15 protein-coding genes are annotated in these 15,044 nt (G+C 45.1%); 9 read left to right on the top strand and 6 right to left on the bottom strand.

Going from position 1 to position 15,044, the window contains the following annotated elements; all coding sequences use genetic code 11:
- Positions 1-40: 40 nt before the first annotated feature.
- The 3 genes from ABDW33_RS09540 to ABDW33_RS09530 all read right to left on the bottom strand — a co-directional run bounded on the left by ABDW33_RS09540 (position 41) and on the right by ABDW33_RS09530 (position 3,128).
- On the bottom strand, positions 41-1,222 hold the full coding sequence (locus ABDW33_RS09540; protein ID WP_343689830.1) for an aldose epimerase family protein: 1,182 nt from the start codon (positions 1,220-1,222) through the stop codon (positions 41-43).
- 159 nt (positions 1,223-1,381) lie between these two features.
- Positions 1,382-2,356, bottom strand: a complete 975-nt coding sequence (locus ABDW33_RS09535) for a deoxyhypusine synthase family protein (protein ID WP_343689829.1) — start codon at positions 2,354-2,356, stop codon at positions 1,382-1,384.
- A gap of 250 nt (positions 2,357-2,606) precedes the next feature.
- On the bottom strand, positions 2,607-3,128 hold the full coding sequence (locus ABDW33_RS09530) for a hypothetical protein (RefSeq protein WP_343689828.1): 522 nt from the start codon (positions 3,126-3,128) through the stop codon (positions 2,607-2,609).
- A gap of 254 nt (positions 3,129-3,382) precedes the next feature.
- Between ABDW33_RS09530 and ABDW33_RS09525 the strand changes: the two genes are divergently transcribed.
- The 6 genes from ABDW33_RS09525 to ABDW33_RS09500 all read left to right on the top strand — a co-directional run bounded on the left by ABDW33_RS09525 (position 3,383) and on the right by ABDW33_RS09500 (position 8,369).
- Positions 3,383-3,979 (top strand): ACP phosphodiesterase, encoded by a 597-nt coding sequence (locus tag ABDW33_RS09525; RefSeq protein WP_343689827.1) that lies wholly within the window; start codon positions 3,383-3,385, stop codon positions 3,977-3,979.
- Positions 3,980-4,030: 51 nt separating this feature from the next.
- Positions 4,031-4,624, top strand: coding sequence for a DUF2911 domain-containing protein (locus ABDW33_RS09520; RefSeq protein WP_343689826.1), 594 nt, complete (start codon positions 4,031-4,033; stop codon positions 4,622-4,624).
- 275 nt (positions 4,625-4,899) lie between these two features.
- The gene (locus ABDW33_RS09515; protein WP_343689825.1) at positions 4,900-6,039 is read left to right on the top strand and encodes a cystathionine gamma-synthase; all 1,140 of its coding nucleotides are present in this window, start codon (positions 4,900-4,902) and stop codon (positions 6,037-6,039) included.
- Between the two features lie 131 nt (positions 6,040-6,170).
- Complete coding sequence (locus tag ABDW33_RS09510) at positions 6,171-6,944, top strand: TIGR02757 family protein (protein WP_343689824.1); 774 nt, start codon at positions 6,171-6,173, stop codon at positions 6,942-6,944.
- A gap of 13 nt (positions 6,945-6,957) precedes the next feature.
- On the top strand, positions 6,958-7,920 hold the full coding sequence (locus tag ABDW33_RS09505) for a DUF6263 family protein (RefSeq protein ID WP_343689823.1): 963 nt from the start codon (positions 6,958-6,960) through the stop codon (positions 7,918-7,920).
- A gap of 122 nt (positions 7,921-8,042) precedes the next feature.
- Positions 8,043-8,369, top strand: a complete 327-nt coding sequence (locus ABDW33_RS09500; protein WP_343689822.1) for a hypothetical protein — start codon at positions 8,043-8,045, stop codon at positions 8,367-8,369.
- A gap of 34 nt (positions 8,370-8,403) precedes the next feature.
- On the opposite strand, the gene ABDW33_RS09495 is transcribed toward ABDW33_RS09500, so the two are convergent.
- Positions 8,404-9,066, bottom strand: a complete 663-nt coding sequence (locus tag ABDW33_RS09495) for a sterol desaturase family protein (RefSeq protein WP_343689821.1) — start codon at positions 9,064-9,066, stop codon at positions 8,404-8,406.
- Between the two features lie 686 nt (positions 9,067-9,752).
- On the opposite strand from ABDW33_RS09495, the gene ABDW33_RS09490 reads away from it, so the two are divergent.
- Together ABDW33_RS09490 and ABDW33_RS09485 are read left to right on the top strand one after the other, a co-directional pair.
- Positions 9,753-10,760: a fumarylacetoacetate hydrolase family protein gene (locus ABDW33_RS09490; protein WP_343689820.1), complete on the top strand. Its 1,008-nt coding sequence runs from the start codon at positions 9,753-9,755 to the stop codon at positions 10,758-10,760.
- Positions 10,761-11,639, top strand: coding sequence for a flavin reductase family protein (locus tag ABDW33_RS09485; protein WP_343689819.1), 879 nt, complete (start codon positions 10,761-10,763; stop codon positions 11,637-11,639).
- Between the two features lie 42 nt (positions 11,640-11,681).
- Here the strand turns inward: ABDW33_RS09485 and ABDW33_RS09480 are convergent, their stop codons facing one another.
- Positions 11,682-12,356: a DUF4197 domain-containing protein gene (locus ABDW33_RS09480; protein WP_343689818.1), complete on the bottom strand. Its 675-nt coding sequence runs from the start codon at positions 12,354-12,356 to the stop codon at positions 11,682-11,684.
- A gap of 224 nt (positions 12,357-12,580) precedes the next feature.
- Positions 12,581-13,414, bottom strand: a complete 834-nt coding sequence (locus ABDW33_RS09475; protein WP_343689817.1) for a universal stress protein — start codon at positions 13,412-13,414, stop codon at positions 12,581-12,583.
- Between the two features lie 115 nt (positions 13,415-13,529).
- Between ABDW33_RS09475 and lysS the strand changes: the two genes are divergently transcribed.
- Positions 13,530-15,044, top strand: a complete 1,515-nt coding sequence (lysS, locus tag ABDW33_RS09470; protein ID WP_343689816.1) for a lysine--tRNA ligase — start codon at positions 13,530-13,532, stop codon at positions 15,042-15,044.

The raw sequence follows: 15,044 nt of genomic DNA, 5'->3' as shown, positions 1-15,044 counted from the left end.
TATCCCACCCGCTATGGATGACGGGTGGGATAGGAAAAATTTATTTCACACCGAATTTGTAAATGCACTCAGATGTATAGGTAGCTCCTGGTTTCAGCACTACACTTGGAAACGCCGGCTGATTCGGAGAATCGGGGAAATGCTGTGTTTCCAGACAGAAAGCACCACGATGTACGTAAGTCTTACCATCCTTACCTTTATCAGTACCATCCAGGAAGTTACCGCCATAGAACTGAACACCCGGCTCAGTCGTCCACACTTCCAATGTACGACCACTTACAGGTTCTTCTACTTTTGCAGCCAGAGACAGTTCATTACCTTTCTTGTTCAACACGTAGTTATGATCATACCCACGACCAAATTTCAGCTGTTCAAAATCAGCATCTACTCTCTCACCGATCTTAGTAGGTGTAGTGAAATCCATTGGTGTACCTTTCACGGCTTCTAATTTACCAGTTGGGATCAGTGTGCTGTCTACCGGGGTAAATTTATCAGCATTGATAGTCAGAATATGATCATTGATATCACCATTACCAGCACCGTGCAGGTTAAAGAAAGAGTGGTTGGTTAAGTTAACGACAGTTGCTTTGTCTGTAGTCGCTGAATAATCGATTTTCAGTTCATTGCTGTCTGTCAGTGTATAGGTCAGTGTAATATCCAGGTTCCCCGGATAACCTTCTTCACCGTCTTTTGACAGGTAATGCAGTTTCAGTGAGTTAGGTGCAGTTTGTTCTGCATCCCAGACTACATCATTAAACCCTTTCTTACCGCCATGCAGATGGTTCTGGTTATTGTTGGTAGCCAGTGTATATTCCTTCCCGTCCAGTTTAAACTTACCCTTTGCAATACGGTTGCCATAGCGGCCTACGATACCACCATAGTATCTTTCTTTGGTGCTTACGTAGCGGGAGATATTGTCATATCCCAGTTCCACATCTTCCAGCTTGCCCGATTTATCAGGAGCCAGCAGGCTTACGATTTTACCGCCATAATTTGTAATGGCAACCTGCACATTACCTTTGCTTTTCAGGTAAAACAACTTTGTCTGTTTACCGTCTACCGTGCTGTCAAAATGGGCAGCAGGGATCTTCCCTTCGATGGAAAGGCTGTCTTGAGTGGTCTGCATACTGTCTACTGAATTATTATTGGATTTTGTACCAGACTGGCAGGCGCTTAAGCTAACGGCGGCTGCCACTGTGAGTAGTGGAATAATGTTTTTCATGCATTGGAAGTTATAAGGGTACAATATACGCTTTTCTGGATTACATGGAGTTGACTATAGGCGAAAAAAAAAAGCGCTTACCAATGGTAAGCGCTTTTTTTCGGGGGCATGGCCTTCGGCCGGCAAGAACCCGGATGCCTTTTTGCCATTGTGGTACTATTACCAACCCAGCAAATAAGAGAATATCAGCGGTGCTACAATCGTAGCATCAGATTCCACGATAAATTTCGGGGTATTAATATCCAGCTTACCCCAGGTGATTTTCTCATTAGGTACAGCACCTGAATAAGATCCATAAGAAGTAGTAGAATCAGAGATCTGGCAGAAGTAGCTCCAGAAAGGAACATCATGCCATTCCAGATCCTGGTACATCATCGGTACCACGCAGATCGGGAAGTCACCAGCGATACCGCCACCAATCTGGAAGAAACCTACGCCCTTACCAGCAGAATTGTTCCTGTACCAGTCAGCCAGCCATACCATGTACTCAATACCGCTCTTCATGGTAGAAGCTTTCAGCTCACCCTTAATGCAGTAGGAGGCGAAGATATTACCCATAGTACTATCTTCCCAGCCTGGTACTACGATAGGAATATTTTTTTCAGCAGCAGCGAGCATCCAGCTATTCTTTGGATCAATCTCATAGTGTTCTTTCATCACACCGCTCAACAGCAGCTTGTACATATATTCGTGAGGGAAATAGCGCTCTCCTTTATCTTCAGCTTCTTTCCAGATCTTGTGGATATGCTTCTGAATACGGCGGAAAGCCTCTTCTTCCGGGATACAGGTATCAGTCACCCTGTTAAAACCATCCTGCAGCAGATCCCATTCTTCCTGAGGGCTCAGGTCGCGGTAGTTCGGAACTCTCTTATAGTGCGTATGCGCTACGAGATTCATGATATCCTCTTCCAGATTTGCCCCGGTGCAGGAGATGATGTCCACTTTCCCCTGACGGATCATTTCCGCGAAGGAGATACCCAACTCGGCAGTACTCATTGCACCCGCCAGAGATACCAGCATTTTGCCCCCTTCCAGTAAGTGAGCTTCATATCCTTTAGCAGCATCCACCAGTGCAGCCGCGTTGAAGTGGCGGTAGTGGTGCTGGATAAATTGAGAAATTGGACCTTTGTTCATTTCCGTTGTTGAATAAGTTTAAATCTTGAAACAGAGGGGCAAAGGTAAGGATTTTGAAAAGAATTCAATTCAGGCGCAGCAGGGGAGCAGATTATCATTTTGCTAAGTATAGTTGGCGCCCATTCCTGATTCCCTATTCCCGTAAAAAGACACCCGGGATGCCGGTAGCCGGCATAAAAAACAAAACCGGGGCAAATAAATGCCCCGGTTCCAAAAAAATAACAATAGTCTTCTCTAACTTAAAAGCAGTTTATGCTTTTTTCATACGCTGGTGTACACTCAGGTCGCCGCTACCATTCGATTTGATCACTTTCCAGGTATTTGCACCTTCAAGTGTTATGTAATACGCGGTATTACCTTCACTCTGGAACTCCACTACCCAACGGACAACTTCCTTTGGATAACGTTGCGCCAGTTTTGTAGATACAGCCAATGGCAGGTTTGCAGCGTCAACATAACGACGTGTAGCGAGCAAATGTCCATCTCCATCAAAGTAAGCTGTTACGTTACGCTCATTCAGCGTGAACCGGGCCATAAAGGTCTTGTTGTCATCGCTGTACCATTTGATGCCGGAAGCACCAGTGAATTCTTTATCCAATGCCGATTTCAACGTACTGGAAGCTTCAAGCTCCTTTGTACCTGTACCTGCAAAAGAATAAATCGAGGTAAATACAGCAATTGCTACCAGGAGCAACAGCTTTTTAAAACGGCCAAAAGGCCTTACACCTACAGGTGCAATGTGATTACTGATTGTTGAACTGAATTGTTTCATGGCGGAAACTTTTATTTTGTTTGATGAGTCAAAGGTACATGCTTATCAGTAGGTAGGTCAAGGCTTTTGTTACAAATGGAAGCTCACTGGATAAGATGTGCGCAATCTTCTGTCAGGTTGGGGCTATACTCCTTCTCCGTACACGATATACAAGCTTTCCCACTGAAGAGTTGCACGGGAAGGAGGAAAGTTGCAGGCACCTACGTTAAGCTTTTGTTAAACTGGACAAGAAAAATAAAATCTATCTTCGCTACATGAATTTTCTCGCCCATGCATATTTATCATATCACCAGCCTTCTATTATCACAGGCAATATGATCGCTGACTTTGTGAAAGGGAAGCATTGGCAGGATTATGAACCAGGTATACAAAAGGGCATTCGATTGCATAGACGCATCGACGCTTTCACCGATACACATCCCGCCACCCTGGAAGCCAAGAAATTCTTCCAACCAGGCTGTGGCAAATACAGCGCTGTATTCATCGACATTGTCTATGATCATTTTCTCGCCAATGACAGATCCCGGTTTCCCGGGGATAGCCTGGCGGCCTTTGCACAGGAAGTTTATACCACATTGCTCGCACAACATCAACTGTTACCATCCGGGTTCCAGGAAGTATTTAAATACATGCGGGAACAAAACTGGCTGTATGGTTATCAGTTCAGGGATGGGATGTACAAAACTTTCAGTGGCATCGTGAGAAGAAGCCGTTACCTTGATGTAACAGCCGATGTACCATTCGCCGCACTGGAAGAAAATTATGATGCCCTCTCTGCCAGTTACCAGACCTTTTTCCCTGACCTTGTCAACTTTGTGCAAAATGTACCGCCGGATCTAGCATCTGTATAACTTTAGTCGTAGGTTTGCACAACTATATTTTTGAACAATTAAGACCGTTTAATGAAGCAAGTATTCATCGCCGCACTGATTACCCTGTTTGGCTGTAGTGTTGTGTTTGCACAGGACAAGAAACTACCGCCACTGGATTCCAGCCCTATGGACATGGCGTATTATCCTGTAATGTATCCCTACGTTGTAAAAGTAAAAGGAGAACCCGGCGCCCTCGTGGCCCGCGTGATCTATAGCCGGCCACAAAAGAAAGGAAGAAAGATATTCGGCGACCTGGAACCGTATGGTGAACTCTATCGCCTGGGAGCTAACGAAGCCACTGAAGTGGAATTCTACCGCAATGTTACAATCGGTGGCAAACTGGTGCCTAAAGGCCGCTATACCATGTACGCCATTCCTAACGAATCAAAGTGGACAATCATTATCAACAGAGATACTGACATATGGGGGGCTTTCAAATACAACGAAGCAAAGGATGTGGTAAGAACAGATATCCCGGTAACCAAAATGGATACCCCGGTGGAACCTTTCACTATGGTATTTGAAAAAGCTGATTATGGTGCAAACCTGATCATTGCCTGGGATGTAGTGAGTGTAAGCCTGCCAGTGAAGTTTAGCAATACAACTGCACCTGTAAAAAAATAAAAGGCGGTAAGAGTACCGCCCACGAATTTTAACCATATCCTATGAAAAACCTGCACCAAATTTAGCCGGAAATACCGCGGGAATACTACGGTATAGGCCCAAAGTGTGAAATTTGTTCGTGAACGTGGCGAATTCATCCGTGTAACTACACTGAAAAGCTATTTTTGACTACCTATCCCCTTTCGCATACGTAGTTCTACGCATTTTGCCGTTTGTGGTAAGTACGGAGGATCGTACCTTTGGCCTTTCCTTAATAACTACAAAATTTCACAGGCATGAAGCTGGGAACTAAACTCATTCACGCGGGTGTAACACCGGATCCGTCTACCGGTGCCATTATGACCCCCATATTTCAGACCTCCACGTATGTTCAAAGTGCCCCCGGCCAACACAAAGGGTATGAGTATGCCCGTACCCAGAATCCAACCCGTGATGCCTTGCAAAATGCACTGGCTGCTATAGAAAACGGGAAATTCGGTATCTCTTTCGGTAGTGGCCTGGCCGCTACTGATGCAGTGATGAAACTTCTTAACCCCGGAGATGAAGTCATTGCCAGCAATGATCTTTATGGTGGCACCTACCGCATCTTCACGAAAATATTTGAGCGCTATGGCATCAAATTCCATTTCATTGGCATGCAGGATGCACAAAACATCCGTAATTATATCAATGCCAACACAAAGCTGATCTGGATAGAAACACCTACCAATCCGCTGCTCAACATTATCGACATTGCTGCCTGTGCACAGATTGCCGGCGAACATAAATTACTGCTCGCGGTGGATAATACATTCGCCTCACCATACCTGCAGAATCCACTGGATCTGGGTGCCAACATCGTTGTACACTCTGCTACCAAATACCTGGGTGGGCATAGCGACGTTGTTCATGGTGCCATCATTGTAAAAGATGAAGAACTGGCCAAACAGCTTTACTTTATTCAGAATAGTTGCGGAGCTGTACCCGGACCACAGGATTGTTTCCTTGTACTTCGTGGCTTGAAAACCCTGCACGTACGTATGCAAAGACATTGTGAGAATGGCGCTGCCGTTGCACACTTCCTTCGCCAACACTCCAAAGTTGCCAAAGTATACTGGTGCGGTTTTGAAGACCATCCTAACCATGCTATCGCTAAAAAGCAGATGCGTGGCTATGGTGGTATGATATCTTTTACGTTGAAAGATGATAGCCTGGAAGCCGCGACAAAAGTGTTAAGTGGCACACACCTCTTTTCGCTGGCGGAATCGCTGGGGGGAGTGGAATCACTGATAGGACATCCGGCTTCTATGACACATGCATCAATTCCACGCGAAGAGCGTATCAGCAATGGTTTGGTTGACTCGCTGATCCGGCTGAGTGTAGGGATTGAAGATGCAGACGACCTGATCGCCGACCTCTCAAAAGCTATAGGATAATCACAAACGCTCCTGCCTGCGGCAGGAGCGTTTGCTTTTTGGGACAGCTGTTTTCACAATTTTACTTATTTTCAATGCGTCATGCTGCAATATTATGCGGGCCTACAGACACACCTAATCGAATGACCACCATGAAATTCCAGCAACTGAAGGCGTTTTTGGATACCAAAGCGGCGTACTACAATACACCGGATTTTATACCAGGAGATCCTGTCACGATCCCGCACAGGTTTTCAAAACTACAGGATATCGAGATCGCAGGGCTTTTTGCTGCAATACTTGCCTGGGGCAACCGAACCACCATTATCAATAAATGCACGGAACTGATGAAGTTGATGGACAACGAGCCTTATGACTTTATTAAGCACCACCAGCCCAAAGAACGGATGAAACTCATGCATTTCTGCCACAGGACCTTCAATGGAACAGATCTGCTCTATTTTGTCGAGTTCCTGCAACATTATTATAGCAACGTCACTTCCCTGGAATTTGCCTTTAGCGGTCACCTGACCCCTAAAGACCTGACTGTCGAAAAAGCCCTGTTGGGATTTCATAAAATATTCTTTGCCATGGAGCACCCGGAAAGGACCAGGAAACACATATCCACCCCCGCCCGGAACTCAGCCTGCAAGCGGCTGAACATGTATTTGCGCTGGATGGTCAGAAAAGACGAAAATGGCGTGGATTTTGGTCTATGGAAGCATATCAGCCCCGCACAACTGGTATGCCCTGTAGATATACATGTAAGCAGAGTCGCTACCAGACTGGGATTGATATCAACTGCCAAAGCGGACTGGAGTACTGCACTGGAACTGACGGAAAAGCTACGCCAGCTGGACCCCGAAGACCCTGCCAAATACGACTTCGCCCTGTTCGGCCTCGGCGTCATAGAAAAATATGTTTAATAAATATAGCGTAATGATGAAGCGATTTTTTGTGTCAATGGCCCTGGGCGCTACCCTGGCCGTACCGGCATTTGCACAACAACAGGACGATAAAAGAGACTATGTAGACCTGAGCTACAACTTTCTCACAGGCCAACAATTCGAGCTGAAACAGGAAAGCCGCAGCGAAACCTATACGACAGTAGATGATGTAATGCAACGCGTAACCCGCGACTTCAATAATACCATTGCTATCGAGGTGACCGAAACGTCGGATGGACATGCCACCCTGACTTTCAGATATAAAGAATTGAAGTTCAATTTCAATGCACGCAACCAGAACATTCTTGTAGATGCTGCTGTGCCAAATGAAAAGGAGCCTTTTCAGGCTGCCCTGAAAAGCATTATCGATCAGCCATTCTCTGTCGATATCTCGTCTTCCGGGTATATCAACAAGGTAATAGGCCTGGATGATCTGCTTGACAAAGCATCGGCTACTTTCTCTAACCTGAAATCAGATGAGCAGGCAGCCTATAAAAAGCTGATGAAAGACCAGTTTGGAACGAATGCCTTCCATACCTGGCTGGAACAACTGCTGGTTATCTATCCTGTTCGTAGTATTAAGACCGGTACACGCTGGGAAGAAAATGTACCCATCCGCACAGGACTGGTAGGTGATATTTCGCTCTATTGGAACCTGCAGACATGGGACGCTCAAACCGCTAAGATCAACGGTACAGGTAAGATTACGACCAATAAGGTAGAGACGTTTACAACAGATGATGGTATTCAGGCAACCGCGGAAATCAGTGGAGACATTATGACGAATTACCTGATTGATCGTTCTTCCGGATTTCCTAGTATCGCGTCTCAGAACACAGAGATGAATGGTACATATACCTATAAGGCAAATAAAGCGAAGAGGATCAAGAGTGATGTGAAAGTACCTGTAAGGATTGTCACCAACGCATCTTACAAGATTAAAAGAATGAAATAATCTTCAATATCATCTGAACTTTTCCCGACAGCAATGAACAGTCAGATGCTGATAAAAAAATAGCTGCTGCCAATGGCAGCAGCTATTTTTTTGCGGAATAAATTTGAACAAATTCTGATACAATGCAACTATTACCTGAAACCGCAGTACAGATCGCAGCTAACACTGCCCTGTCTATTCCAGAGCATATCACGTACGACCAACTCGAATCACTGCTTGCAGCAAGGCTTGAAACATTGATCAATACTGACTTCCAGCAATTCGTATTGTTGTTGTACAAGATTGATGTAGCAGAGAAAAAAGTACGCCAGGTACTGGCAGATGATACAACGGCAAACGTCTATCGCAAAATCGCCGCCTTACTCATAGAGCGTCAGCAACAAAAAGTCATCTCCCGCAAAACCTTCACCAGACCTATTAACGACAATGACGACGAAGAACGTTGGTAAATGATAAATGACTGATCCAAACAAACATTCAACACTACTTATCAAACATCAACTCACGTACCTTCGCCTTATCTTCCTTCTCTTTCTCCAGTTCGAACGATGATCCGAACACCCAATCCCACAAGGAAGAACTTACACCAAACCCTTTCTCCTCTGCTTTATAATGATGCAGGTGATGATTACGCCACAATGGCTTCATAAATTTAAACGGCGGATTCCATGCATGAATAGCATAGTGCATGCTGCCGTAAATCAGATAGCCTAACATAAATCCCGGGAAGAACATATAAGTGTACTGTCTGAGGAAAAAATACTGCACGCCAAATATCATAGATGCCAGTATCAAACTGGGCACCGGCGGCATAAACAACCGCTGCTTGTCACGCGGATACTCATGGTGATTCCCATGCATTACGTAAATAAACCGCCTTACTCTGGGATTCTCACTACTAAAGTGAAATAAATACCGGTGCATGATATACTCGAAAAACGTCCAGAATAACATAGCACCAAAAAATACAGTTAGCACCGTCGTGATGTTAAACCCTAATGAGGTATTACTATAGTATAGACTATACCCTATAATAGGTAAGTACATGCCCCATATTACTAACGGATGTGTTTTAGTGAGCATTTCCAGATATCTGCTCTCAAATAACCTCGCCTGTCCTTTGTTCTTAATCTTATCAAACTTCATGACTTCCTTTAAATTTTTTTCAAGTAAAAAGCCTTAAATATTCCTTAGATTCTTCCGGTACAACTTTCGCCAATGAGCTAATGCACCAATATTATGCCGATCTTAACTTCACTTTTCATGTGCGTTTAGGGATTTCACCAGCTACCATTTAACCGCCAGTCATATTGACAATTTTACCCACATATCTTACTGAAAAATCCTCCCCTCCAGCCTCATATTTATATTTATTATCATTCAGAATGGCATGGCTATTCATGTCGAATACAGCGCTGAGCATGAATTCTGGCTGAATTACACCAATTAGAAACCGACAGGACTGACCCGGTTTATGAAAGATGCCGATCTGTTATGACCGTTCTTAACGAAAAAAAATTAACATAGCCCCGCAGCTTATGTTATCGTGTCATAATGTGGATTTGCTACCTCAGCAGGGTAGATGGACCTATATAGACAGCCAACAAGCATTGTTTGTTGTAGTCTCAATTTCGATGTTCTGACTGAGATGATATATCATGTATGAATGAAGCACAGTGATGCAATTTTAAAACCAGCTGCCAGCCATTCTGCCTTTTCAGGCAATAAAATGCAAATGAATTACTATTTAAGAGTGACGAATACCCCTGTATGGCAACCATTAAAATGTATCAGCTATATTTACATATCATACAACCAGAACGTTTAACATTATGAAACTTGTTACTTATCTCCGGGAAGAAAGCGACCAGCTGGCAATTTTAGTAGACAATCAGCTCTACAACACGCAGGACCTTCACCCGAACCTTCCCAGCAATATGCAGATGTTCCTGCTCATGTGGGAAGATGTGATCGATATCGCAAAAGAGGCCGACGCACAACTCAAAGCTGGCAAACATGTAGGCATCGCTACCCCCATTCCACTTGAAAGAGTTACACTTATGGCGCCTGTGCCATTCCCTAATTCCTGTCGTGACGGTTATGCTTTTCGTCAGCACGTTGCCTCTGCACGCCGCAATCGCAGGGTGGAGATGATTGCAGAATTTGACCAGTTCCCTGTTTTCTATTTTACCAACCACAATGCTATTCAGGGGCCGGGGAATGTTTATTGCATGCCCGATCATTTCGAAAAACTGGATTTTGAACTGGAAGCAGCCATCGTCATTTGTAAAGCAGGCCGCAACATTCCTGCTGAAGAAGCAGATGAATATATCGGAGGTTACATGATTATGAACGATATGAGTGCCCGCACCCTGCAGATGGATGAGATGAAACTGAATATGGGGCCCTGCAAAGGCAAAGATTTCAGTACCGTGATCGGCCCGATGCTGGTGACGCCCGATGAACTGGAGCATTTACTCACCGATCCTAAACCTGGCCATACCGGCAAGGCATACAACCTGAAAATGACCTGTCATGTAAATGGTGTACAGGTAAGCGAAGGTAATATGGCGGATATGGACTGGACCTTTGCCGAAATCATTCAGCGTTGCTCTTATGGTGCGAACATTATGCCCGGTGATGTTATTGGTAGCGGTACAGTAGGTACCGGATGTTTCCTGGAACTGAACGGTACTGGTAAACTCAATAATCCTGATTACCCTGAGCAATGGCTGCAGGAAGGTGATGTGGTAGAAATGGAAATTGAAGGGCTGGGAAAACTGACCAATACCATTGTAGCAGAAGAATCAGATTTCTCGATCCTCAAACTCAGGAAATAAATGCAGATCATTCCGGGGCAGGTAACAACTGCCGTACTGCAAGGATATCTACAGGGGGCCATTGCACCCAGGCCGATTTGTTTTGCAAGCACCATCGATAAAGAGGGCAGACCTAATTTATCACCTTTTAGCTTCTTCAATATTTTCGGTACTAATCCTGCTACACTGATCTTTTCACCTTCACGCAGGGTGAGGGATAATACTACCAAACATACGCTGGAGAACCTTTATGAGGTGAAAGAAGTGGTAATTAATATGGTGAACTATGCCATGGTTCAGCAAACTTCCCTGGCCAGTTGTGAATACCCCAAAGCTGTCAATGAATTTGAGAAAGCGGGATTTACCCCCTTGGCAGCTGAAAAGGTACGCCCCTTCAGGGTACAGGAAAGCCCGGTGCAGATTGAGTGTATAGTCAGGCAGATCATTGAAACAGGTACAGAAGGCGGTGCAGGCAATCTGGTGATTTGTGAACCTGTCCTGATCCACATAAAGGATGAAGTGCTGAATGAGAAAGGAGCGATTGATCCGCATAAACTGGATCTGGTAGCCAGGATGGGAGGCGATTACTATTGCAGGGCCTCTGGCGATGCCGTGTTTGAAGTAGCAAAGCCAAATACAGCGCTGGGAATCGGGATTGATGCCCTGCCCGCGCATATCCGGAACAGCAAAATTCTGACGGGGAATCATTTAGGGCAACTGGCCAATGTGCATGAGCAACCGGTGATAGATCCCGCATTTGAAGATGAGCACCTGAAGAATATCTTCCAGTATTACAGTATTACACCCGAGGAGATGGAAAGGGAGCTGCATGCATATGCGCAGCGATTGCTCGATGCAGGCAAAGTAGCGGCAGCATGGCAGATCTTATTAGCCATATAATTAAACAGGCCTGCCGGGTGGCAGGCCTGTTTAAAAACTTCTTTATTTCGTTGTGATCGCACTACCAAACACCTTCTTCAGCAAGTCCGTCGTTCTTGCCGCCGGATTTGCCCTGATATTCTTTTCTTCCACTTTAATCTGGTCAAACAGTGCATTCACTGCCATCCCTGTTACATAATCCTGCAGATCAGGATTCACTTTATTAAAGGTAGTCGGCAGCTTATTATAACTAGTCACAATATCGCCATAATACTTTGTCGCACTTGTACTATCCAGCGCACCCTTCACCACAGGTGAAAACGCAGCCTTCAGCTTTGCCGTTGTCTTACCCTTGAAGTATACTGTAGCAGAACTATCTGACCCCTTCAACAGGTTCAGGGCATCAGTGATGGTCATTTCCTTGATGGCATCCACAAAAATTGGCGCTGCAAAACCTACCGCTTTTTCAGCTGCACGGTTAATAGATAAAATAGCTTTATCTACCTGGCTGCCCAGCCCTACACTTCTCAATGTATTCCCAATTTTCACCGCATCAGGTGGTAATAATAATTTGTACACGTCACTGCCAAAGAAACCATCCGTCTTGTTCAAAGAAGCAATCCCCTTTGACACGCCATTAGCCAATGCTTCCTTGATCGCATTACCTGCATCTGTCTGAGATACACCAGCAGTACCGCCGGTCGTACCACTGGCTGCACTACTTACTGCTTTACTCAAGTTCTTTAATATCTGGGCCTTTGATACCGTTCCTAAAGAAATACCTGCCAAAAACAGAAGACATAGTTTCTTATACATATTGTTGAAGTTGTGGTTTACATGCAAATTAATAACAATATTTAATCTACCAATTCAATTAGTGATGAAGGGTAGCTCTTTACACAGCAGCCCCGGATCGCCGTGCGATCCGGGGCTGCTACAGACTATAAAATTAACGTATTTTCCTATTCGTGTATTGCCAGCAACGGAATATGACTATGAAATGCTAACTGAGTGGTCCGGCTCCTTCTGAACATCCCTTCGAACAGACCATGTTTCCTGGGTATAATAAAGATCAGATCGGCGCCTTCCTTTTCAGAGAATTCTATTATACCATTTGCCACATTCTCATTGTCTACAAAATGGTAAATGGGATGGTATCCCTCCAGCAGAGAATCCAGCAGCAAGCTTTCCATAGGTGTTTCACCTGCCAGCCCCTTTCCTGAATGATCAATATTCAAGACATGCAGCTCAGCATTGAAAACCCTGAGCAAACTCTTGAGCGGACCGATGGGCGTATTTTCCCCTATATGTTTAAAATCACACGCAAATACAATCTTCCGGATAGAATGATAAACGGCATCTGCAGGTACAATGATCACCGGACAGGCAGTATGCTTTGCCACATCGACTGAATTGGAGCCTATCAGCATTTCTTCAAACTGACTGCCACCTTCTGTTCCCATCACTATCAGATCCGCTTGCTGATCGGTACAGAATCCATCAATATTTGCTGCCAGCAGGTGATTCTCCGCCCTCAGATCCAGCAATACATTAGCCGGTACCACTGCCGCCAGTTCATTTCTCATCTTTTCCAACCCCTCCTGACTGGCCAGCTTCAATTCCTCCGAATCCACCATCGGAATAGCCGAAGGCATATCCGGCACCGGCACTACCAGCTCATAAGCATGGTATAAAATAACCCGCGATGCCTCCAGTTGCCCTGCCAACCCTAACGCATAGCGGGCCGCGTTATATGCTGCCGGTGAAAAGTCTGTAGGAACAATAATAGTTTTCATCTCATTACTGTTTTAGTGTGGAATATGTAGAACCTATGGAATAAAGAGAAAAATTAATGCCAAAGGGCAGAAAACAGTTATTTTTGCACTCCATTTATTGTAATTCAGTATTTACATGACATCACTATCTGAGCAAGAGATCATACGCAGGGAGAAACTGCAGGAACTGGAGAAACTGGGCATCGACCCTTATCCGGCGGAAGAATACCCCGTAAACAATACCGCTGCAAATATTAAAGCGGTATATAGCGAAGAAACCAAAGAACAATTGCAGGACCTCTGCGTTGCAGGCCGTATTATGAAGATCCGTGACATGGGTAAAGCTGCTTTCATCAAATTGCAGGACCATACCGGACATATTCAGCTGTACGTACGCCGCGATGACATCAGCAATGGTGAGGATAAGTCCATGTACGATATTTTAGTCAAGAAGATCCTTGATATCGGCGATATTATCGGTGCGAAAGGCTTTGCCTTTGTTACCAAAACAGGTGAAACATCCATCCACATCAACAAACTTGATTTCCTCGCTAAATCCCTTCGCGTACTGCCTGTAGTAAACGAAAAAGAAGGCGAAGTATTCGATGCGGTAACCGATCCTGAATTCAGATACCGTCAGCGCTATGTGGACCTGATCATCAACCCTGATGTAAAGGATACTTTCATCAAGCGTACCAGGATCATGCAGACCATCCGTGATTTCTACAACGACCTGGGCTACCTGGAAGTAGAAACACCTATCCTCCAGGCAATTCCTGGTGGTGCAACGGCTCGTCCGTTCAAGACTCATCACAATGCGCTGGATATTCCATTATACATGCGTATTGCCAATGAGCTGTACCTGAAACGTCTGATCGTGGGTGGTTTCGATGGGGTGTATGAGTTTGCCAAAGACTTCCGTAACGAAGGGATGGACCGTACCCATAACCCGGAATTTACCGTAATGGAAATGTACGCTGCCTACAAAGACTACGAATGGATGATGCGTACCACCGAAACCCTGCTGGAAAAAATTGCTCTCACCCTGCATGGTACCACCCAGGTACAGGTAGGAGATAAGGTGATCGACTTCAAAGCGCCTTTCAAACGTATCAGCATGTATGATGCTATTAAGGAACATACCGGCATCGACATCTCAGAAATGGATGAGGCACAACTGCGTGACACCTGTAAACAACTGGGTATCGGCGTAGCCCCAAGTATGGGCAAGGGTAAACTGATCGACGAGATCTTTGGCGAAAAAGCTGAACACAATTATGTACAGCCTACTTTCATCATCGATTACCCGGTAGAAATGAGCCCGCTCACCAAGAAACATCGTAGCAAACCAGGTCTGGTAGAACGCTTTGAACTGATGGTAAATGGTAAAGAACTGGCAAATGCTTATAGTGAGCTGAATGACCCTATCGATCAGCGTCAGCGCTTCGAAGACCAGGTAAAACTGATGGAAAGAGGTGATGACGAAGCCATGTATATCGACTACGACTTCCTCCGTGCCCTGGAATATGGTATGCCACCTACCTCCGGTATCGGTATTGGTATCGACCGTCTGACCATGATCATGACCAACAACCCATCCATTCAGGATGTATTGTTCTTCCCGCAAATGAAACCAGAGAGAGGCCAGTAG

The sequence above is a fragment of the Chitinophaga sp. genome (assembly GCF_039596155.1).
Lineage (GTDB): Bacteria > Bacteroidota > Bacteroidia > Chitinophagales > Chitinophagaceae > Chitinophaga.
This window is presented reverse-complemented; position numbering and strand designations above follow the sequence as displayed.

Coding starts and splice junctions, on each gene's coding strand:
- lysS (WP_343689816.1), top strand. CDS start 13,530: ATGACATCACTATCTGAGCAAGAGATCATACGCAGGGAGAAACTGCAG.
- ABDW33_RS09500 (WP_343689822.1), top strand. CDS start 8,043: ATGCAACTATTACCTGAAACCGCAGTACAGATCGCAGCTAACACTGCC.
- ABDW33_RS09485 (WP_343689819.1), top strand. CDS start 10,761: ATGCAGATCATTCCGGGGCAGGTAACAACTGCCGTACTGCAAGGATAT.
- ABDW33_RS09490 (WP_343689820.1), top strand. CDS start 9,753: ATGAAACTTGTTACTTATCTCCGGGAAGAAAGCGACCAGCTGGCAATT.
- ABDW33_RS09530 (WP_343689828.1), bottom strand. CDS start 3,128: ATGAAACAATTCAGTTCAACAATCAGTAATCACATTGCACCTGTAGGT.
- ABDW33_RS09475 (WP_343689817.1), bottom strand. CDS start 13,414: ATGAAAACTATTATTGTTCCTACAGACTTTTCACCGGCAGCATATAAC.
- ABDW33_RS09540 (WP_343689830.1), bottom strand. CDS start 1,222: ATGAAAAACATTATTCCACTACTCACAGTGGCAGCCGCCGTTAGCTTA.
- ABDW33_RS09495 (WP_343689821.1), bottom strand. CDS start 9,066: ATGAAGTTTGATAAGATTAAGAACAAAGGACAGGCGAGGTTATTTGAG.
- ABDW33_RS09535 (WP_343689829.1), bottom strand. CDS start 2,356: ATGAACAAAGGTCCAATTTCTCAATTTATCCAGCACCACTACCGCCAC.
- ABDW33_RS09525 (WP_343689827.1), top strand. CDS start 3,383: ATGAATTTTCTCGCCCATGCATATTTATCATATCACCAGCCTTCTATT.
- ABDW33_RS09510 (WP_343689824.1), top strand. CDS start 6,171: ATGAAATTCCAGCAACTGAAGGCGTTTTTGGATACCAAAGCGGCGTAC.
- ABDW33_RS09505 (WP_343689823.1), top strand. CDS start 6,958: ATGATGAAGCGATTTTTTGTGTCAATGGCCCTGGGCGCTACCCTGGCC.
- ABDW33_RS09520 (WP_343689826.1), top strand. CDS start 4,031: ATGAAGCAAGTATTCATCGCCGCACTGATTACCCTGTTTGGCTGTAGT.
- ABDW33_RS09515 (WP_343689825.1), top strand. CDS start 4,900: ATGAAGCTGGGAACTAAACTCATTCACGCGGGTGTAACACCGGATCCG.